Source organism: Vibrio sp. V15_P4S5T153, from assembly GCF_963874485.1.
Taxonomy (GTDB): domain Bacteria; phylum Pseudomonadota; class Gammaproteobacteria; order Enterobacterales; family Vibrionaceae; genus Vibrio; species Vibrio anguillarum.
On record NZ_CAWNHR010000018.1, the window covers coordinates 246,645 to 266,741 of the forward strand.

At 45.5% G+C, this 20,097-nt stretch carries 14 protein-coding genes; 4 read left to right on the forward strand and 10 right to left on the reverse strand.

Going from position 1 to position 20,097, the window contains the following annotated elements; genetic code table 11:
- Positions 1-15: 15 nt before the first annotated feature.
- Positions 16-2,934 (reverse strand): alkaline phosphatase family protein, encoded by a 2,919-nt coding sequence (locus AACT42_RS16630; RefSeq protein ID WP_094132767.1) that lies wholly within the window; start codon positions 2,932-2,934, stop codon positions 16-18.
- 234 nt (positions 2,935-3,168) lie between these two features.
- Here AACT42_RS16630 and AACT42_RS16635 point away from each other — a divergent pair, with 234 nt between their 5' ends.
- Positions 3,169-4,725 (forward strand): methyl-accepting chemotaxis protein, encoded by a 1,557-nt coding sequence (locus AACT42_RS16635; RefSeq protein ID WP_094132769.1) that lies wholly within the window; start codon positions 3,169-3,171, stop codon positions 4,723-4,725.
- A gap of 37 nt (positions 4,726-4,762) precedes the next feature.
- Here the strand turns inward: AACT42_RS16635 and AACT42_RS16640 are convergent, their stop codons facing one another.
- From AACT42_RS16640 to AACT42_RS16675, 8 genes are all read right to left on the reverse strand, one after another.
- The gene (locus tag AACT42_RS16640; protein ID WP_094132771.1) at positions 4,763-5,776 is read right to left on the reverse strand and encodes a LacI family DNA-binding transcriptional regulator; all 1,014 of its coding nucleotides are present in this window, start codon (positions 5,774-5,776) and stop codon (positions 4,763-4,765) included.
- 63 nt (positions 5,777-5,839) lie between these two features.
- Positions 5,840-8,440 carry a glycoside hydrolase family 3 protein gene (locus AACT42_RS16645; protein ID WP_094132773.1) on the reverse strand — a complete coding sequence of 867 codons (2,601 nt, stop codon included), beginning with the start codon at positions 8,438-8,440 and terminating at the stop codon, positions 5,840-5,842.
- Complete coding sequence (locus AACT42_RS16650; protein ID WP_017044899.1) at positions 8,440-9,534, reverse strand: ABC transporter ATP-binding protein; 1,095 nt, start codon at positions 9,532-9,534, stop codon at positions 8,440-8,442. Before AACT42_RS16650 ends, AACT42_RS16645 begins: the two co-directional genes overlap by 1 nt.
- 80 nt (positions 9,535-9,614) lie before the next feature.
- Complete coding sequence (locus AACT42_RS16655) at positions 9,615-10,481, reverse strand: carbohydrate ABC transporter permease (RefSeq protein WP_017044900.1); 867 nt, start codon at positions 10,479-10,481, stop codon at positions 9,615-9,617.
- A gap of 4 nt (positions 10,482-10,485) precedes the next feature.
- Entirely contained in the window at positions 10,486-11,472 is a 987-nt protein-coding gene (locus tag AACT42_RS16660; protein ID WP_094132775.1) for a carbohydrate ABC transporter permease, read from the reverse strand.
- A 94-nt stretch (positions 11,473-11,566) separates the two neighbouring features.
- Positions 11,567-12,814 (reverse strand): extracellular solute-binding protein, encoded by a 1,248-nt coding sequence (locus AACT42_RS16665; protein WP_094132777.1) that lies wholly within the window; start codon positions 12,812-12,814, stop codon positions 11,567-11,569.
- Positions 12,815-12,844: 30 nt separating this feature from the next.
- Complete coding sequence (locus tag AACT42_RS16670; protein ID WP_017046898.1) at positions 12,845-13,852, reverse strand: LacI family DNA-binding transcriptional regulator; 1,008 nt, start codon at positions 13,850-13,852, stop codon at positions 12,845-12,847.
- 337 nt (positions 13,853-14,189) lie between these two features.
- The gene (locus tag AACT42_RS16675; RefSeq protein WP_094132243.1) at positions 14,190-15,428 is read right to left on the reverse strand and encodes a carbohydrate porin; all 1,239 of its coding nucleotides are present in this window, start codon (positions 15,426-15,428) and stop codon (positions 14,190-14,192) included.
- Between the two features lie 460 nt (positions 15,429-15,888).
- Between AACT42_RS16675 and AACT42_RS16680 the strand changes: the two genes are divergently transcribed.
- The 3 genes from AACT42_RS16680 (at position 15,889) to AACT42_RS16690 (ending at position 18,667) form a co-directional block, all read left to right on the forward strand.
- Positions 15,889-17,223 (forward strand): MATE family efflux transporter, encoded by a 1,335-nt coding sequence (locus tag AACT42_RS16680; protein WP_069212035.1) that lies wholly within the window; start codon positions 15,889-15,891, stop codon positions 17,221-17,223.
- A 99-nt stretch (positions 17,224-17,322) separates the two neighbouring features.
- Complete coding sequence (locus AACT42_RS16685; RefSeq protein ID WP_013868160.1) at positions 17,323-17,952, forward strand: hypothetical protein; 630 nt, start codon at positions 17,323-17,325, stop codon at positions 17,950-17,952.
- Entirely contained in the window at positions 17,930-18,667 is a 738-nt protein-coding gene (locus tag AACT42_RS16690; protein ID WP_013868161.1) for an MBL fold metallo-hydrolase, read from the forward strand. Before AACT42_RS16685 ends, AACT42_RS16690 begins: the two co-directional genes overlap by 23 nt.
- A 42-nt stretch (positions 18,668-18,709) precedes the next feature.
- Here AACT42_RS16690 and AACT42_RS16695 read toward each other — a convergent pair whose 3' ends face one another.
- Positions 18,710-19,954: an MDR family MFS transporter gene (locus tag AACT42_RS16695; protein WP_176429111.1), complete on the reverse strand. Its 1,245-nt coding sequence runs from the start codon at positions 19,952-19,954 to the stop codon at positions 18,710-18,712.
- Positions 19,955-20,097: the final 143 nt, after the last annotated feature.

Below are 20,097 nucleotides of genomic sequence, written 5' to 3' on the forward strand. Positions count from 1 at the left end.
AACGGTTAAGTCTCGCTAGCGAATATCCAACTGTTTAAGAACCGATGGATAACCCCACCCATCTTCACCAACTTTAACTTCGTCTCCCGTTAAATAGTGATAAAGAGTGGGCGCAAGTGAGCCATTTTCGACTGAACCGAGCGGCGTGGCTTGATTGCCAATCGGACTCCCCCAAAAACCGATAAAAGCATCTTTTTCTAGATAGCTTTCACCCGCATGACGCCCCGGAACTTTAGTATTAAAGCCAACGCCCTCTTTAGGAAATAGGTTAATGGTGCCCGCACGGTCGTCTTCATAAATAGCAGCGAGCTGATTAACCGAATCTGGACGGGGCGTAAAACGTGTTAACTCTCGCCACTGCGCACTTGAGCACCACGTCTCAGCTTGATTCGCTTTAGCGTGATAAACGCAACGTTCGACGAGTTGTGCATAATGTTCTAGCTCGTCAGATGAAGGAGGCGACAAATAAGCATTTAGCTGCTGAACGCCAAGCAGCAATGGCTGTTCCGATTTAGCAAAATAGCGCAGTTTATCACCCTTTTTTTCAATCCATTCATCCACTCGTTTACCTTGCCGCTCGCCAACCAACCGTACAGAACAACCTGTTAAATCACATGGTTTTTCTCTCACGACTAAATAATCTAGGCTTTCAGCAAGTCGCGCTACGGTTTCATCGATCACATCAACCTGCTGCCCTGACTTAGAATGGATCGGTTGCCAACGGATCAGCTCTTGATAAACCGGTTGAACTTCCCATCCAGCTTCTGCATTAAAGAAATCCATCATAAAATTTCCACCCGCAGTGGAAGCGACGACCACATCAATCCCTTTGTTTGACGGCGCGTTAATCGCATTCGTCATTTTTGGCCCTTCTCCCTCATCCGATGAGATTTTCTTCACCTTGAGTTTTATTCCCAGTTGCGACGCTAGCGGTTCAAAGATCTGTTTTTCTGGATTGAGGGAGAAATAAACAGGAGCTAAACCATGATCGCCAGCCATGCCCCATAACGTGCGGTCATATACTCCCGCGTCTTGATAGGTTGCTTCTATTTGCGCTAGCCAGTAATCGAGGCGGTTTAGTTCCCCAGTTGGCATGATGACTTCATCGCTGAATGGGCCGCTAAAATGAGCAAAATGATCCGGCCATGGATTATAAATCAGCGTATAGTCGGGCATTCCTTTCAATTCTTTTTGTGCAAGTTGTTTCAACTGGTTAGCAAGCACTTGATGGCGAGTCCAGCGAGTATAAAAATCCCACTTGCTTATCTGCTGATAGCGCGTGACCTCTTCAACTAATGTCGCTCGCAACTGTTGAAGTTCACGTTCGACAATCGCGCGCTCTTTCAGCTCACGCACACACCGCTTTTCACCAAAATCACGTAGTGCCTCACCCGCCCCTAAATTCACTAAACCATCATAAGTGGTGTGAGCATTCCAATCGTATTGCGCATTGCAGTTGAGGGTGTTGAGGTAAGCGAGGCGATCAAACATCGTTTGTACTTGGTTTTTAACCAGTAAGCGATCAAGCTGCAGTGCATCATTACCAAAAAAGTAATAAGCACGGTCGGTTGGGCGATCAACAAAGTGGAAATTGGGTATGCCAGTACCGCCTTGGCCGGACACCTTAGCTCCTGTTTTTATGATCGGTAAATTACGCACACTGATCGTTGGTGTTGATGAAATGCCCACTTGAGTAATAGAAGTGCGATGATCACGATACAAGCGTTTAAAAAACGGCAAGTAATGTGGATCGTGATAAGGCTGCTCAGCCAATATCTGCATGAAACGTACTTGCTGCTGATGTTCGGGTTGAACCACCTCCATTGAAGAGGGCTTAGTGCTCAATCGATTGTTGTGATCTTGGTGAGCTTTGCGGATAAATGGCTTACTCGGGTCAACCAAACCTTCGATCAGCCCTTGTTGCAAACCATCCACGGTGATCTGCACTGCCATACGACGTTGTTGCTGAGAGCGGAGAAACGCAATCAATGCTAGAGGATCATCATCAAATGCTTTTTGTAACCAGGAATTTAGTGCTTGTTCTCGCTCTTGCTGATAGACAAATTGGCGGTAGCCTTTTAATACGTTCATACGCACAAAATCAATCAAAGTAACCGTGATTGCCTCTGCTTTGTTGTTCACTCGTGCCGTATTTTCTGGCTTTGCATCTTCTAATACCCCAAAAAGGGCTTGCTTCATCTCTCCTTCATCCATCCCATTAGAAGCCTGACTAATGATTTGGATCACTATCGGTTGGATTTTATTAATCAGCAATCGATCGGGTTCACTTGACGTCAGATATTGATAGTGATCCGGCAATCTCTCAAGCTGTTGCCACTCACCAATTTCAACCAAGGCATCATACACAGTCACCATGGCCGCAATAAATTGGGCATCCACTTTAATCCCTTCATGATGCCCTTGATCTTTAATATTCTCTTTTTGTTCACTCACCACCTCTTCCCCATAATGGTAGAGGCTATGCTCGAATCCCTTTAAGACCTTTGCGTCATAAACAGTACTTAAATACTGTTTAAATACATCATCATTTTCTAACCCCGTATAACGATCATAATATTGATATAAAAAGTAGCCCAGTGGGATGGCGTAAGTTGGGTTAGAAATTTGTGCAATAACGCGAGCTTTTGTTTTTGCATCTAAAGGCAACATAAGGATATAGCTATCGAGTGTTACCCCGGCGATGGTAAATAAGGTCGAATCACGGGCAAAGCGCGTTGAATAGCTTAAAGACGACGCCATTTGATTTTTCAATATTTGCGCCGAATTGAACAGCCCGCCAACCACAGGCGCGTCACTGATAGCAGCGAAAGAAGTTGATGAAAGTAAAGAAGTTAAGAGTAACGCGATGGGTTTTAGCCGCCCAAAAGAATAAAATATCATACTGTTTTCCCTACAGTTATTGCATGCGCACATTGTGGCAAGCTTACTCGTAAGGTCAAGCCGTAAGTCATATTTACGTTATAAATCGGCCATATATCCATATCAAAAGTAATGATACCAATTAGGTATTCTATATTGGTTAATTCTATTGCGTTCTTAGCGATTCGAATCTATAACAGTGGAAACAAAAATAATAAATAACACCCTCATCTAACGCTAGAGAAACTTGGCTTAATTTGTTTTTAACTTATTTAATTCGAGGTAATCATGCGTACCAACCAACCTGTCACACAAAAAGAAGTCAAGTTTCCACCTAGCTATAACTTATTATCGGTCACTAAACCAAGCAGCCATATCACTTATGCCAGTAAAGAGTTTTGTGAAGTGGCGGGCTACTCATTAGAAGAGCTTATCAACCAGCCTCACAACCTAGTTCGTCACCCAGACATGCCAGCAGAAGCGTTTAAAGATATGTGGGAGCATTTAAAACGCGGCCAATCTTGGATGGGTATCGTCAAAAATAGATGTAAAAATGGCGATCATTATTGGGTTGATGCGTTTGCTTCTCCGATAGTCGAAAATGGTAAAACGGTTGAATTTCAGTCGGTACGTTTATGTCCAAGTCGAGAACACATCACCAACGCAGAAAAAATCTACGCGCAGCTTAAAGCAGGCAAAACACCCAGGCAGTTAAAGCTGCCTCGGACTCGCCTGTGGCAACGTTTGGCCACCGCTTTAGTCCCCATTGCAGGCATCAGTTTTGTGGCTGATACTCTTCTTCCGGGAATAGGCTTAGTATTGATGTTATTACTGTCCATGGTTGCAGGTTATTATTTAACTCGCCGTTTGGAATCGCTCAGTGCCGAAGCACGCAAGATATTTGATAACCCACTAATGGAATTGGTGTATAACGGCCATATTGATGACATTTCTGAAATCAAACTTGCGTTAAAAATGCGCCAATCCGAACTCAATGCTGTGGTGGGACGCATTCAAGATTCAAACCAACAAATTGGTGAAGCGGCCAATTCATCTTCAAAAAACTGCAAAACAACTGCGACCAATTTAGAAGGTCAAACACGAGAAACAGAACAAGTTGCCGCCGCGATCAATGAAATGCACTCTACCGCGAATGAAATTGCACAAAATGCGCAAAGTGCATCAGACGCAACAGAGAAAGCAAAATTGGCCGCCGAAGAAGGTATGGATTCGGTAAAAGATACATTGAATGCAATGCAACAGCTCGCAACCCAACTAGACAGCGCTTCATCGGTTGTCACACAATTGGCAGACCACGGAAAAACCATTGGCCAAGTGTTAATTGTGATCCAATCTGTCGCTGAGCAAACCAACCTGCTTGCACTTAACGCCGCTATTGAAGCTGCTCGGGCTGGCGAGCAAGGCCGTGGATTTGCGGTCGTCGCCGACGAAGTTCGCACCTTGGCACAACGCAGCCATGAGTCCACTAAAGAGATCCAAAATGTCATTGCGCTGATTCAAACCAGCACCCACCAAGCTGTCGATGCGATGCATGAAGGCGCACAGTTATCTAAATTATGTGTTAATAGTGCTAATGTCTCTGGCGATAAACTCAATATGCTACTTACACAAGTGATTGATATTACGGATAGAAATGAACAAATTGCCACCGCCGTAGAAGAGATGGCACGCGTGACTGAAGATATGAATTCAAGTGTTCAATCGATCAGTGATGTCTGTGTTGCGACCAATATTTTGGCCAGTGATACACGAGATGAATGTGAGGATTTAGTGGTAAACCTTAGCTCTCAAGGCACATTAGTTCGCCAATTCCGACGGTTATAATTTCATCTCATACTAGCCCTCTAACGAGGGCTTTTTATTAACGGTAGATAGACTTTGTGGACTCTCGCACAATTAAATCGATAGGGGGTAACCTAGCATCGTGCCTTTCACCACTGAGCAAGTTGAGAATGGAATGCGCGCACACCGCACCGATCTCTTCAATTGGTTGGCGTAATGTCGTTAGGGCCGGAGTGAAATACTGAGAGACAGGTAAGTCATCAAAACCAATCACTGAAACATCATCTGGTACTCGCACTCCGTGGTCAGTTAACGCCTTAATGGCACCATAAGCCGTTTGATCATTAGCAGCAAAAATAGCCGAGAAATGGACTTTCGACTGCAACAGTTCAACCGTCTTTTCATACCCACATTCAGAGCTAAAGTCACCTTGTTTAATGAGTTTAGGCATAGGCTTAATTCCCGCTTCACGAAGCGCTTTTTGGTAGCCAGTGAAACGTGCGGTTGAATCAGGCTGATTAGCGAGCCCTTTTATATGAGCAATGTTCACGTGCCCTAATTGCAATAGGTGCAAGGTGGCAATATAACCACCGAGTACATTGTCCACATTAATGCAACGTACATTATTACTAACAATTTGGTGGCCGACAGCAATGATGGGAATCGATTGAGCATATTTGAGGATTTGATCGCTTTTTAAACTGCCTGTCACTATGATCATTCCATCGACATTGCTTCTGGCAAGATACTCCAGTGCATGTGCTTCCAAGTTTTTCTGCCACTGACCTGTGGCAATCACCAGTGAATACCCTTGGGTCATTAATACCTTCTCCATGTCATTCAGAATTCGACTGGTGTGAGGGCTCTCTGCGTGCTGCACCAATACACCAATAGTCATCGAACGCTTATTGCCTAGATGACTGGTTGGGTAACTAGGTTTGTAGCCAAGGGTTTTAATTGCACGTTCAATATTTTGGCTTTTTTCATCCGATACGTAAGTTGTGCGATTCAAAAAACGAGAGACAGTGCTTGCCGAAACCCCGGCAAGCTTAGCGACATCATAAACAGTGGGTGCTTTCTTTGATTTTCTCATGGCAATATTTGGCCCTTTAGAAGCACTCCTTCTCCACACGGAGAAGGAGTCTATCGTTTCTTGTTACTGTGTATCCCAACATATATTGGCGATCACAAATTGACACTCACCATTAGTAAATAATGAGAAGGGCGTGTCGAGATGAGTAAAACTTAATCCCTGCTCGGAGAAATGTGAACAAGCAATGTTCACGCGCGTAAAGCTATCATTGATGGTGGAAAAGTAGTGGCTGACGTCCACTTTAACCACGTTATCAATATCCCCCAAACATCCAGGAACAACGGCGCGTTGCAGTGCCAAATAAACAGGTTCTGTTGCCGCTCTGAGCACTTTAATCTCAAAACTGACCACACCATGCGCATTATCGTAATGGCTGAAATCTTCCGCTTGCCCTAGCCCCGTTTGCGCATAAACCATTGCTCCACCCCCCAGAATTTCTACCTCAACGGCGTCTTGCTGCTGCTGGTAGTTATACGGCTTAGTTCGGACAGCACCGAGTTTCATCACGTTGTTGCGTGAGACATCCACGCCCATCCAATGTTCAGCATCCGACACTTTAAGTTGATAATCGCCTATCGTCGCCATAATGCCATACAGATGCTCTGCACGTGTTGCTTGCCATTTTGCTTCTTCTGAGTCGATATCTAAATCAAGGTTATCCAAATCTCGAGTTTGTTTTTTTTCAGCGTAATTAAGCCCATAACCGTATTCAAATAAAGGAGCATGTTCCCCAACAGGAGACTGCTCACATTCAGGCACGACATAGTTGGGAATATGAGGAGGAATACGGTTCACACAGGTGCTGCGCTTTTTATTGGGCCAACTGAATGACAAGGTACCAGAGAAGTCGATATTAACTTCACCATTCTCTTTAGCCACTAAAACATCAGTAATGCCACGTCCTTCGCTGCCGGGTAAAAATGCCGCAACAAAAGCATCAGACAAGGATATTTCTTCATTGACAAACAGTGGACGACCGCTAAAGAAAATCGATACCACTTTTACGCCGCGCTTATGAAATGCTTTGATTTTTTCGCTATCTGCTCGGTAGCGACGTTTCAAGGTTGAAAACTCCAAAGATTGCCACGCTTTGATATCACCCATCATTTCAGAATAAGGATCTTCACCAAACACCACAACCGCAATATCACCCGCTTGCCAATCACCCGTTAATTCTGGATCGTAGCAAACATTATCTATGCCCAATTCGGCTTCTAACGCCATTTTCACTGTGGTGGCTCCGGGGAAATCGGCTAAGTTATTTTCATCCCCTTGCCAAGTGAGGTTCCACCCGCCCGCTTGCTTTTGCAAATCATTCGCACCGCTGCCCGTTAACACAACCTTGCACCCACGTTTGAGCGGTAAAATACCCTTGTTATTTTTCAACAGTACCATCGATTGCTGCACGGCTTGGCGAGCGATAGCACGATGTTCAGAGCAACCAATCAGTGACTGCTGACCAGCCAAAGCTCGCGCTGAAGGATGCGGTTTTTTCCATAAACCCGCGCGCATTTTCACCCGTAAAATACGCGTCACAGCATCATCAATTCGGCTCTGGCTCAGTACTCCACTTTTGGCATCGCTCACCGCTTGACGATAGGCTGATTGCCAATGCTCACGAATAGGGATCATTAAAATATCATTACCCGCATTGATAGCGTAAGTCGCATTACCATCGGTACATTTACTGACTTCAGAATGACCATGCCAATCGGTTACAACTAATCCATCAAAGCCCATTTGATCTTTCAAAACATCAGTGAGTAGATACTTACTGCCATGAATTTTGAGGTTGTAATCACCTGAAATGTGCGGCGCGTGATCGTAGTTCGCTTGGTTATCCCACGAATTAAATGAAGACATCACCACTTGCGCACCGGCATTAAGGCCACTGAAATAGCCCATGGCATGCACGTTACGCAGCAGATCTTCACTGTAAGTATTGCTGCCACGATCAACACCATTCACTGTGCCGCCATCACCCACCCAATGTTTGACATTTGAGATCACATGATGCTCACCTTGTAAGTCAATGGCGTCACCTTGCAAACCTGCGACCATTTCGCTGGCATAAACATAAGTCACTTCGGGGTCTTCAGAGTAACCTTCATAGCAGCGCCCCCAACGCAAATCACGAGGGGTGGCTACGGTTGGTGCAAAGGTCCAATCAATACCCGTCGCGGCGATTTCCAGCGCGGTAATACGGCCAATTTTGCGAATTAAGGCAGAATTGCGCGCGCACCCCAACCCAATGTTGTGCGGAAATACGGTTGCACCAAAGACGTTATTGTGGCCGTGTACTGCGTCAGTCCCCCACATAAACGGAATATGAAATGGGCGACCTTGATAAGCTTTTTCTGCGGCAAACCAGTATTCATCTGCTTTCGCTACCCATTCACTGGCTGGTGCATGTTTATTGCTGTTTGGCCAAGAGCCACCACCATTGAGTACCGTACCAATCTTATAATCGATGATTTCTTGCGGCGTAATATCGCGGATTTCTGGTTGGATAATCTGGCCAATTTTTTCTTCTAAGGTCATCAACCCTACGATTCTTGCTACTTGCTGTTCAATTTCAGGGTCAGCTTTGATTGCTGATTCTATTTTGGGCCAAACGTCGAAATAAGGGGCTTGCTTTATTATTGTCATCGTCTTGTTCACCATTAAAAACTGGCCAATGAGTTTTCACTCAGCGCATCAAAAATATGAATCGCATCTAGGTCGAGATAGAGTGTAACCTTCGTCACCTCTACCTCTGCCGCTTGGGTTTCCACCATCAAAGGCTGGCCTGCAACATGGGTTTTCAACAAAATACTCGCACCGAGCAACTCTTTATCTTTGAGCGTAACGGCAATTGGCAAGACGCGTTCATGGTTAACTTGTTCTGCGCGTAAGTGAATATCGGTGGGACGAATACCGACATGCAGTGCGAGGTTTTTAGACGCATGCGCTTTAAATCGCTCGGGAAGCGGGATAAATATGTCACCCAGTTGGATAAGCCATTCGCCATTTTGCTGGATAAGTTGTGCATCAAGCATGTTCATCGAAGGGTTACCAATAAACTGCGCCACAAATTTGTTCGCCGGGCGTTGAAACACCTCTGTTGGCGTACCGACTTGCGCAACATAACCATCTTTGAGGATCACAATGCGATCAGCGAGCGTCATGGCCTCAATTTGATCATGCGTAACATAAATAGTGGTAGTTTTAAGCTGACGATGTAACTGCTTGATCTCTTCGCGCATCACACCACGAAGTTTGGCATCTAAGTTAGAAAGTGGCTCATCAAACAAGAACACTTTTGGCGTACGCACCATGGCACGCCCCATCGCCACGCGTTGGCGTTGACCGCCGGATAACTCTTTAGGCTTACGATCAAGGAGCGGGTCAAGCTCTAACATTTTTGCCGCTTTACGCACTTCCTTATCGATTTCAGTTTTTGGCATGCCTTTTAACTTCAATGCAAACGCGATGTTTTCATACACGCTCATATGTGGGTAAAGCGCATAACTTTGGAACACCATCGCTAAGTCTCTATCTTTGGCATCTACGTTATTCATCCACTTGTCACCAACGTAAATATCACCGGCCGTAATCGACTCCAGCCCCGCCAACATGCGTAATGTGGTTGATTTTCCGCAACCCGATGGGCCAAGAAATACCACAAACTCACCATCATTCACCGTGAAATCAAAATGCCTAACAACATCCACATGACCAAACGACTTCTTAATGTTCTTAAATTCAACTTTTGCCATAATTTTTCTCCTTCACACTGCGCCTTCTTTCAACAAAACCACGCCAGCATGAGTAACTAAAATGAGGGATTAAAGGCCAATTAGCCTTTTACTGCACCGGATGTTAAGCCGCTTATCATCTGTTTGGACGCAAAGAGATAGATAGTCACCAACGGCAATATAGAAATGGTGGTGCCAAGCATCACCGCACCCCAAGGCGTATTTGGAATGCCTTGCACGCTACGTAACGCCTGAGTAATGACGTAGTTTTCTGGCGATGTGAGCACCACTAACGGGTTCATAAAGCTGTTCCAGAAAAAGACAAACTGTACAATCGCCAGTGTTGCCAACGCTGGTTTCATCAACGGCAAAACAACGCTCCAGTAAGTACGAAACTCTCCCGCGCCATCGAGTTTGGCCGCTTCTAATAACTCTTTAGGAATAGAGGCCATCACGTGTTGGCGCATTAGAAAAATCCCAAATGGAGTGGTGGTAAACGGCAGCCAAACCGCCATGTGGTTATCCATCAAACCCAGAAATTTCACGATCATAAAATAGGGGATCAAGCTCAAGACGGGTGGGATCATCATGGAAGCCACCAACATGCCAAATAGCGCGTTCTTACCTTTGAACTGAAACACAGCAAACGCGTAACCGCCCATACTGCAAAACAACAGTGAGATAGTGGTGCCTAAAAAGGCAATGTAGATAGAGTTAAACATCGCCTGCCAAAACGGCATAATCTGCAACAGCTTTGCATAGTTAATGGCTAAGCTATCCCCAATGGCAAAGCTGATGCCTGAACCGAAGATTTCCGTACGATCGCGCGTTGACAGCAGCGCCGACCACAAAAATGGGAAAACAGTGATCAACGCCGAGACAATCAATACAACCGCCAGTAGCGCCATCATTACTTTAGTGATGAGTTCAATGCTGCGATCACTGAGTTTTAAAGCGTGGATTGACATGCTATTACTCCCCCAACCCTTTTTTACCAAAGAAGAAAAACTGAATCGCAGTACAAGTTGCAATCAGCGCAAACAGCAGCCAAGAAATAGCGGATGCCGTGCCCATCTCTAGCCACTCCCAACCCACTTTGTAGAGATACATTGAGATGGTTAAGCCCGCTTGGCCTACGCCTCCGGTGCCGCGCGTTAATACAAACGGTTCTTCAAACAGTTGTAAGTTGCCAATGATGGTCATGGTGACGGCAAAGAAAACGAAAGGGCGAATCATCGGCAGTGAGATATTCCAAAAACGGCGAAAGGCGTTGGCGCCATCCATCCGCGCGGCCTCTAAAATTTCTTTGGGAATGGTCATTAAACCTGTGGTGTACAACACGATGTTAAAACCGGTGTATTTCCAAAAAACCATGATGGCAATCGAGGGTTTGATCATGTTGGCATCATCTAACCAACGGATAGGTTGATACTCATTAAGCCAAGAAAATGCCCAGCCAAAGACACTGCTATCAGCTAAAGCAATTAAGCTTTGGTTGATGATGCCCGAATTGGGTGAATACATATTGAAGAAGATGAGCGACGCCGCCACCGTTGAAGTAATGAATGGTAAAAAATAAGCGGATGTCAGCCAATGACGCAGCCGATCGCCCAATGAAACCAAAATATAGGCCACTGGAATAGCCACTAAATGTTGAGCGACGCCCGAGGTTATCGCCAACCACAATGTATTGCTTAATGAACGCCACAACCAAGGGTCGGTCAATGCAACTTGGTAGTTATCAAATCCCACATAATTCATGGCGGCAACCCCTTCGACGGGGTTCCACGCATGAAAAGAGAGATAGACAGAAAACAGGAGAGGAAAAACTCCAAAAACAGAAAAAATAATCAAAAACGGCAATAGAAACCCGTACGGTGTAAGCGCTTTCAAACTCAGGTGAGAAAAAAAACGTCGACCCGATGGCGCTTGCACAGCGTTGCTCGTAACGTGATTCATAATAACGACCTCTTAGGCATAACATCATGCCTTCTATAACTTACGCTTAGTGAACCACCAGCACCGCTGGCGGTTCTTTTTAATGATGACCGTGCTATTGCATATTACGGGTACGACGCTGAATCAAACGTTCTGCATCTTTCAGTGCGGCTTTGATGTCTTTGCCTTCATCCAACACTTCCATCAGTGCATTTTCTAAGATGATAGAACGAGCCACATGGTCGCCTTTCGCAGGCGCGACTGGTTTGATGTTTTTTGCCACATTCGCAAACAACAAACGCGCTTTTTGACCACCTAGAAATTCAATTTCTTCATTGAACATTGGGTCATCGTAAGTCGTGACATTAGAGGGGAACGCGGCAATCGTTTCGAACGCTTTAAGCTGCACATCACGGTTGGTTGTCATGTACTCAATCAGCTTCCACGCTTCATCTTGATGTTTTGACTGAGTAGGGATTGAGAGAAATGAACCGCCCCAACTGCCGTAAATACCATCAGGAAGGTTTGATACGGCCCATTTGCCTGCTGTATCTGGCGCAATCCAGTTTTTCAGATGTCCGAGTAACCACGCACCAGAAAGCTGAGTGGCAAAAGTACCGTTACGGAAACCTTCATACCATTCGTTAGACCATGCCAAAATTCGGCCATCTAGCCCTTTTTCACGAATCGTTTTTGCCACTTCAAATGCATGTACAAAACGTTCGGAAGTGACGACTGAATTTCCCTTACTATCAAAATACAATCCTTCGCCGTCAGGAACCGTGGTAAAAATGATCGCTTGTGCTACATCAGCGGCGGATGCAATCAGCTGTACGTTTTGTTTCTTCAATATTTCACCGGCTTTGATGTAGGAGTCCCAATCTTTTATCGCTTGATTGATGTCAATCCCCGCCTTTTCAAACACATCGGTTCGGTAGTACATCACGCCTGGGCCAAGGTCGACAGGAATGCCATACATATTGCCATCACCACCCTTGCCTTGTGCCCAAGCATAAGGTGCGAAATGGTCTTGGAATTTGTCCGCGCCATATTTTTCCGACAAATTGACTAAGCCACCGGAGGCAACAAAGGGACCAATTTTCTCTACATCAACCACAATCACATCCCCCGCTCCGGATCCTGTGGCGAGGTTCGTCGTCAGCTTGGTGTGGTGGTCGCCGTGGTTGTTCATTAAATAGTCAACCTTGATACCACTCTTTTGTTCAAAGTCCGGCAATAAGACTTTCAAACTGCTATCAAAGTCGGGGAAACCGTCTAAACGGATGGTGTGGTCGGCAGCATATGTAAGCGAAGAAAATCCTAAAGCCACGGCGCTTGATAGCACTAAGGTCTTAAATTTCATGATTCATCCTTAATATCTTTATTGTTAGGTTTATAGGGTGTTGAGTAAATTTTTGACGGAGTCTCGTATCACCAACGAAGGGGATAATTTGAAGTTCACGTCGCGTTTGTTTTTGTGCAGCTTTTGAATAACGAGCTGAACCGCTTCTAAGCTCATCTGTTCAAGAGGGAAATTCACGGTCGTTAACGCTGGGGTGAGGTAACGCGCGAATAAAATATCGTCAAATCCAACCAAGGATATGTGTTGTGGTATTTGCAACCCGACACGGCGCAACTCTTCAAATGCACCAAATGCCATATGATCGTTTGAAGCAAATACGGCGCTAAATTCACAGTGACGCATCAGTAATTTGCGCATCGCTTTGACGCCGGATTCTTCGGTAAAACCAGCTTCAGACACGAGTGATTCTTCATAGTCAAGCCCAGCCTCTTCCAACGCTTTTCGGTAGCCTTGCAGACGACCTCGCGCATCAGATTTATCCAATGGCCCAGTAATACAAGCAATTCGTTGATGACCCTGACTGAGTAAATACTGTGTCGCCAAAAAGCCACCTATCTCGTTATCAATGTCAATACAGCTGCTGGCCATTTCAGGAATAAAACGGTTCACTAGCACCAAATGAACCCCTTGTTGATCCAATTCAATCAAGTAGTCATCGGTTAGATGTTGAGTATGAAGAATTAATGCATCGACTCGGCGACCTAGCAGAAATTGCACCGACTCTTTTTGTCCTTGCTCTGTGTTCGAGCCTGCCGTCACGACGACGTGGTAGCCAAACTTACGCAGTTGCTCTTCAATGTTATGCAAAATGCTTGAATAAAAAGGGCCCCCTAATTCCGGTACTATGATGCCGATGCTCCCCGTACGGCTTGAGGCCAGTGCTTGAGCAATAGAATTGGGGCGGTAACCAAGATCTTTAATCGCCTTTTCGACTCTGAGTTTTTTATCGTGGCTAACACGGCTAGTTCCATTAATCACCCGCGACACCGTCGCTTGCGATACACCTGCATGTTCAGACACATCTTTAATTGTCGCCACTCTCGCCTCACAACATTACTGACAAAACCAACAAGAAACCGCTTTCATGAGCTAGTATTCAAGATATCCCCTCGCTTTAGCGTGAGAGAAATCACATCGAACTAGGCACACAAATGACAATTATCTAAACATTGAAAGCCACAGCAGTTTCCCAGGCAGCCATGAAACTGTTTCATGGCAATCGGAAGAGAGAAAAAGATGGTGGCCGATTACCGTAAATAAAAAAGGGCCACTAATGTGGCCCGAAAGCGTAAGTGTATCGCTGGAGGTTAAAAACCACGGCAGGCATCGAGCGAGCCGTGAAAAAAGAATGGACAGTTAATGATCAAATATGGGGTTACCACCACGCTTCCCACATCGCGCCAATCGTTACCGTATCTGGGTTACTTGCGGCTTTAAATAGGCCGTCTTTGTCGATCACAGTTTCGTTATCGGCATCACCCAAAGTGGCATAGAAACGGAGCATTGGTCGAGCGCCTGCACCTTTACCAAACGAAATGTTCTGCGATAGTGTCACTTTCCAAGAAGAGTTGGTGGCGTCAATGTTGTCAAAATCTACAACATCATAGCCAGCTTCTAACCACGTTGAGTTGGTCTCATCCCAAAAATACATCGGGCGAACCAACACGTTGTAGTTAGTACGGTCATACTGTTTGTATGCACCATCTTCGTAGGCTTGATAAGCCGCTAGGTATTCAATCGCCGCATTGTCTCCCAGTGTCTTACTCCCATCAAAGCTCACCAACAACGCTGATTGATTCTCCGTTTTCCAAAAAACACTGTCTTTGGCGTTATCAGCATAACGCACCACCAAACGGTCATCCCCAAACTTCAATTCACCCGCCACTTGAAACGCGTTGAGTTTTTTGGCCGTTGGATCCGAATTGTCATCAAAGCCATAGTTAGCATAAATGCTGAGATTGGTTGTATCAGAAAATTGAATGCCGTGGATTTTGGTGGTCAATGCGTAATTACCATCTGGATGATCGCTAGGAGAAGCCCCCGTTGCACTGACGACACTGGCGTCGAATTTAATACCTCCTAGATTAAGGTTGTAGAAACCACCACCTTGCCCATCATGCGTCATCCAAAAATAGTCGTTCAAATTCGTTGAAATACGTTGGTGAAAGTCTCGACCAGCCCATACGTAAAGTTCAGGTTGGCTTTCAAAAATGTTGGTTCCGCCAGCGTAAGCTTTAGGCACACCCACCTCATCACCCCAATGGTTGAACATCACCACCACATCCCAAATAGCACCGCTGTCACTGACGAATCCTTTACCAAATTGGAACTCACCACCGTTACCTTCGTTTCCTAAACGGCCTGTTGAGTTACCGTTTAAACGGCCATTGGTTTCAACCAGTTTGACATCGCCATTTTGGTAGGCTGCGCCATAACGAGCATAACCAGAAAATACGATACCCGCGGGAACGTTTATATCTGGTGTCAGCACCAGTGGTTGTTGATCTTGATCCAACACCTCAGGATTTGGCATTGGATCGTTGGCAAAAGAAGGAGCAGAAGAGAGTACGGCAGCCACAGCTAGGGATAGAGGTAGAAGCTTATAATTTTTCATGTTAAGTCCTATTAATCACTTGGTTTGTTTTTGTTCTGTGGTCAGTTTAAAAAATGAAACAAGTGAAAATTAGGTGTCGCTTCACAGCGCGCTCGACTGCTTTTGGCGATGAAACTGAGGAAGACCGTTATTGTTATTTTTTATTAACACCATCAATACATTAAACGCAAATTGATTCACAAAACAGAAATGAAATCGGTTTCATTTCATAGAAATAGGACGAGTTCATCACGAGATTAACGCTCAAGTATTCACCAAATGGTTAGGATTTTATGAAACATTTCATCAATATGATGATTTTCATGTCATTGCACGGAACAACTCGATGGGGATGAACGTCGCTCTCTTCACGTATAGCTGTTAACATACTCAACGCACATAACGTACAAACCATTCTGAGCTTGTTTTTCACCGCAGAGGCCACATATTAAAACCTCTACCCATATAGTTGAGCCGAGCAATGTCAAACACCACCCCGTTATCTCCACCGTCACTCACGCGCCAACTCTTGCAAATGACTTGGCCGATGATGTTTGGTGTGCTGTCCCTCATGAGCTTCCAACTGGTCGATAGTGCGTTTATCGGCCAACTTGGCGTGTTACCCCTTGCCGCGCAAGGGTTTACATTACCCATTCAGATGATCATTATTGGCCTTCAGGTTGGGCTTGGCATTGCGACCACAGCGGTGATTGCTCGCGCATTGGGTGCGAACCAAATTCGCTACGCGAAGCAGCTTGGTGGGTTGGTCGTCGCTATTGGCAGCATTGGGGTTGCTCTGTTTTCAGTCATTATCTATTTACTGCGTCACCCTATCTTAGCGCTACTCAGCGCTCCTGAATCTGTGTATCAGATCGTCGACAGCTACTGGATTTATTGGTTAATCAGTGCTTGGGTGGGTGCGGTGCTGTACTTTTTATACAGTCTGTGTCGAGCTAATGGTAATACCATGTTGCCGGGTACTATGATGATGGTCACCAGCATTTTAAACCTGATTTTAGACCCTATTTTTATCTTCACTTTTGATTTGGGTATTGAAGGCGCAGCGCTGGCGACCATTCTAGCCTTTGGGATTGGTGTATTCGTGGTTGCGCCCAAGGTGTCGAAAAGGCACTGGATGCTGTTTGATTGGTCAGATTTGGATGTAGGGAAAAGTATTCGCTCTATCAGCCATATCATGGGGCCGGCCATGATAAGCCAGCTTCTTCCACCGCTTTCTTCGATGCTGGCAACCAAGCTATTGGCCAGTTTCGGCACCGCAGCTGTCGCGGCATGGGCGTTAGGATCTCGTTTTGAGTTTTTTGCGATGGTCGCAATATTGGCATTAACTATGTCGATGCCACCGATGGTGGGCCGTTTGCTTGGTGCAGGCCAATTGCAAGACATTCGAAAATTGGTTCGTGTTGCGTGCCAATTTATTCTTGGGTTTCAGCTCATCATCGCCGTAGTGACCTATCTATTATCCGGCCACCTTGCAGCGCTGATGACCAGCGAACAAAGTGTCGAATCCATTTTGCACTGGCACTTAATGATTGTGCCAATCAGTTTAGGGCCGCTTGGTATCTGCATGTTAATGGTCTCGGTTTCTAATGCGTTGGCAAAATCATACACCGCCTTAACCATTTCCGCGCTGCGCCTGTTTGTGTTCTTCTTGCCCTGTCTATGGGTTGGCGCTCAAATAGCGGCACTGCATGGCCTGTTTATCGGGGCGTTGGTCGGTAACATCCTCGCAGGCCTTGCCGCGTGGGCGATGTACCAACGTGCACTTCGGCAAGTTGAGCAGCAGAAAAACCATTGAGTTTAGGTAACACAGAGCCAAAACGAGCAATCTAGTCTCAAAAATATGAATCTGGTCTATAGTTAACACACGTTAAGTTGATGAATATTTTCGATAACTATGGACAACAAACCGGTTTTCGTAATTGCGGCGGAAGTGGCAGCAGAGCTAAACCAAAGCGTACTCATTGCAAAAAAATTACTGCTTGTCGCCAGCAATGCCAGAGCTCTGGCTCTGCGTGCGGGCGAAAGTGCCGCAGGTTTTCGGCCAATTACTGATTCGATTGATGATTTAGTCCGCGTCACGCTAGAGGCGTCGCACACCATCAACTTGAAGGCGCAGCGTATCAGCCAACTCGCAACTGCAAGGACTCGTGCACGCGCTGCGCTTGAACGTTTTGAAAATGTGTATATACAAGCGCATAACGCTCGGCATTTACACAGTTTGGATATCGTACATCATCAAAACCAAGAGGAATATAGCAAACTCAGTCACAGTTTCTACTCTGAAGCTCAAAACCTGCACGAGTTATTGCAAACCTTGTATGACAACCTGCGCATTGCACAAATCATCTCGATCATGCTGAGCGTGGAAGCCTCTCAAGCAGATGAGCGATATCAAGCCCAACTGCAAAGCATTGCGAATAACGTCGCTGAACTGGCAAAAGAAATTCAAGCTCACGTCATGCTATCGCTCAAAACATTCTCTCTCTTTTCTCAGGTGAACTATGCAATCAAAAATACTATTTGAACGCGGCCATCATCGCTGGGTGATGTTTGCTCGCGATCCAAACAAACCAGAAAAAATCATTGATACCAACCAATATATGATAGTCAATCGTGATCAAGCGATATTGCTAGATCCCGGTGGCATTGAACTATTTTCGGCGATGCTCGGTTGCGTCGTGAAAGAAGTGCCGATTGAACATATCAAGCATCTTTTTGCCTCTCACCAAGATCCGGATATCATCTCTTCCCTCGGTTTATGGGATAAAGCACTGCCCAGTGCAACATTACATTCACCTTGGTTGTGGGAAGGTTTTATCCGCCATTTTGGTATGGAGTCAATTCAATTCTCCCCCATCAAAGATGAAGGTGGAAAAGTGTCCTTATCAGGTCACGACCTGCACTTTATCCCAGCACATTACATGCACTCTTCTGGTAACTTTTCGGTTTACGACCCTGATGCAAAAATATTGATGTCTGGCGATATTGGTGCCGCGCTCGACAGCCCTAACGCCTCTTTTTTTGTAGAAGATTTTCAAAGCCATATTCCAAAAATGACTTATTTTCATCAACGTTGGATGCCATCTAACCGCGCCAAAAGTGATTGGATTGAGCGAGTCAGCCAGCTGGATATTGAGATGATGTGTCCGCAACATGGCGCTATTTTTCGGGGCGATGATGTTCAACGATTTTTGGAATGGTTAGATAAGCTGGAAGTTGGCGTAGCGATAAAAAAATAGCGATGTTAAGGCTCTCGATGAGAGCCTTACAAAAAGAGCAAATTAAGCTTGAGTAATGGGTTCACGCTCGACCGTATCGGGCTGATGCTCTGCGAGCCAGTAAAGCCAAATCATCACTAAGCACAGCACAAAGCAAAGACCAAACAGCCAGTTTGAATTGAGGTATCCAATCACCGCCCCCCCAACTAGTGGCGCAATCGCAAAACCTAACGAGTAAAGCGCGGCGGCACCAAAGTAAGAACCACGCAAATGGGCGGGAGCCATGCGGTCTATTTGTACGTTTAAGGTTGGAAAAGCAATGACTTCGCCCATACTCAAAACAAAGCAAGCGAGCGCCCAACCAATCGGTAAATCTGCGGGGGTAAACAGAAAGCCGAGTTGCGCAAGCCCCATCAATAACATGCCGATCCGAGTTCGTACAAACAGCGGGACGTTTTCCAACCACTTCAACATTGGGAACTGGAAGATGATAATGGTCATGGTATTTACCAGCACTAACCCTGCGACAATTTGCGCTGCATCGGCGGCACTGGTGCGTACAATCACTTGTGGAATAGACGATTCTACCTGCCCATAGATGAACATCATGATGAAGTTCGCCACCATCAACTTCACAAAAATATTATCTTTACTGATCACTCTTAGCGTCGAAGAAAAATTAGGCAAACCAGAGCGATCGGGTTTGGTGTAGCGCCCTTTACGTTCAATACCGAGCAGCAGCCAAAAGCCAAACAATAAATACGTGCCGCCGGTAAAGAAAAAGAGAGTTTGTGGGTGAGAAAGCCCAAACGTAATCCCAAGCAGTGGCCCAATGGCACCACCTAGATTGAGTAGGAAATAGCGGATGTTGAGCGCCAGCTCGCGATCTTTCAAATTCGGCAAGTTATCACCAATCACTGCTTTGCCCGGCGCTTCAATCATTGGTCGCATTAAACCAGTAAGGACGATAAGCACGTAAAACTGCCAGATTTGATCAGCCACACCAATGCCACTGTAGGCAAATGCAGCCATCACACTGCCAAGAACCATCACCCACTTGCGACCAAATTTGTCGGAAAGATACCCTGAATACAGCCCAGTAATTGCTCCTACAACAGCAGAGGTCGCCAGCATTCCACCCACTTCAATCGGCGATGCACCATAATCTTGGTAAAGAAACACGATCAAAAATGGCCATGCCATGAAAAAACTGGTACGAGCAATCAATGTTCCGGTTAATACCGTCCACACTGAAAAATTAAACCTTTTTACCCTTTCTAAACGAAATAAGCTTTCCTCTTTCGCCATAAAAACACTCCTTACTTTCAGCCACTTGACCATGCGTTCACACGATGAGCATCACATTTCTAGTTCTTATTGGGTCAATATATGAAGATAATGTTAATAAAGATAGTGTTTTTATACGAGGGAGATCGAATCATAAAAACAAA

Coding starts and splice junctions, on each gene's coding strand:
- AACT42_RS16630 (WP_094132767.1), bottom strand. CDS start 2,934: ATGTGCGCATGCAATAACTGTAGGGAAAACAGTATGATATTTTATTCT.
- AACT42_RS16635 (WP_094132769.1), top strand. CDS start 3,169: ATGCGTACCAACCAACCTGTCACACAAAAAGAAGTCAAGTTTCCACCT.
- AACT42_RS16640 (WP_094132771.1), bottom strand. CDS start 5,776: ATGAGAAAATCAAAGAAAGCACCCACTGTTTATGATGTCGCTAAGCTT.
- AACT42_RS16645 (WP_094132773.1), bottom strand. CDS start 8,440: ATGGTGAACAAGACGATGACAATAATAAAGCAAGCCCCTTATTTCGAC.
- AACT42_RS16650 (WP_017044899.1), bottom strand. CDS start 9,534: ATGGCAAAAGTTGAATTTAAGAACATTAAGAAGTCGTTTGGTCATGTG.
- AACT42_RS16655 (WP_017044900.1), bottom strand. CDS start 10,481: ATGTCAATCCACGCTTTAAAACTCAGTGATCGCAGCATTGAACTCATC.
- AACT42_RS16660 (WP_094132775.1), bottom strand. CDS start 11,472: ATGAATCACGTTACGAGCAACGCTGTGCAAGCGCCATCGGGTCGACGT.
- AACT42_RS16665 (WP_094132777.1), bottom strand. CDS start 12,814: ATGAAATTTAAGACCTTAGTGCTATCAAGCGCCGTGGCTTTAGGATTT.
- AACT42_RS16675 (WP_094132243.1), bottom strand. CDS start 15,428: ATGAAAAATTATAAGCTTCTACCTCTATCCCTAGCTGTGGCTGCCGTA.
- AACT42_RS16680 (WP_069212035.1), top strand. CDS start 15,889: ATGTCAAACACCACCCCGTTATCTCCACCGTCACTCACGCGCCAACTC.
- AACT42_RS16685 (WP_013868160.1), top strand. CDS start 17,323: ATGGACAACAAACCGGTTTTCGTAATTGCGGCGGAAGTGGCAGCAGAG.
- AACT42_RS16690 (WP_013868161.1), top strand. CDS start 17,930: ATGCAATCAAAAATACTATTTGAACGCGGCCATCATCGCTGGGTGATG.
- AACT42_RS16695 (WP_176429111.1), bottom strand. CDS start 19,954: ATGGCGAAAGAGGAAAGCTTATTTCGTTTAGAAAGGGTAAAAAGGTTT.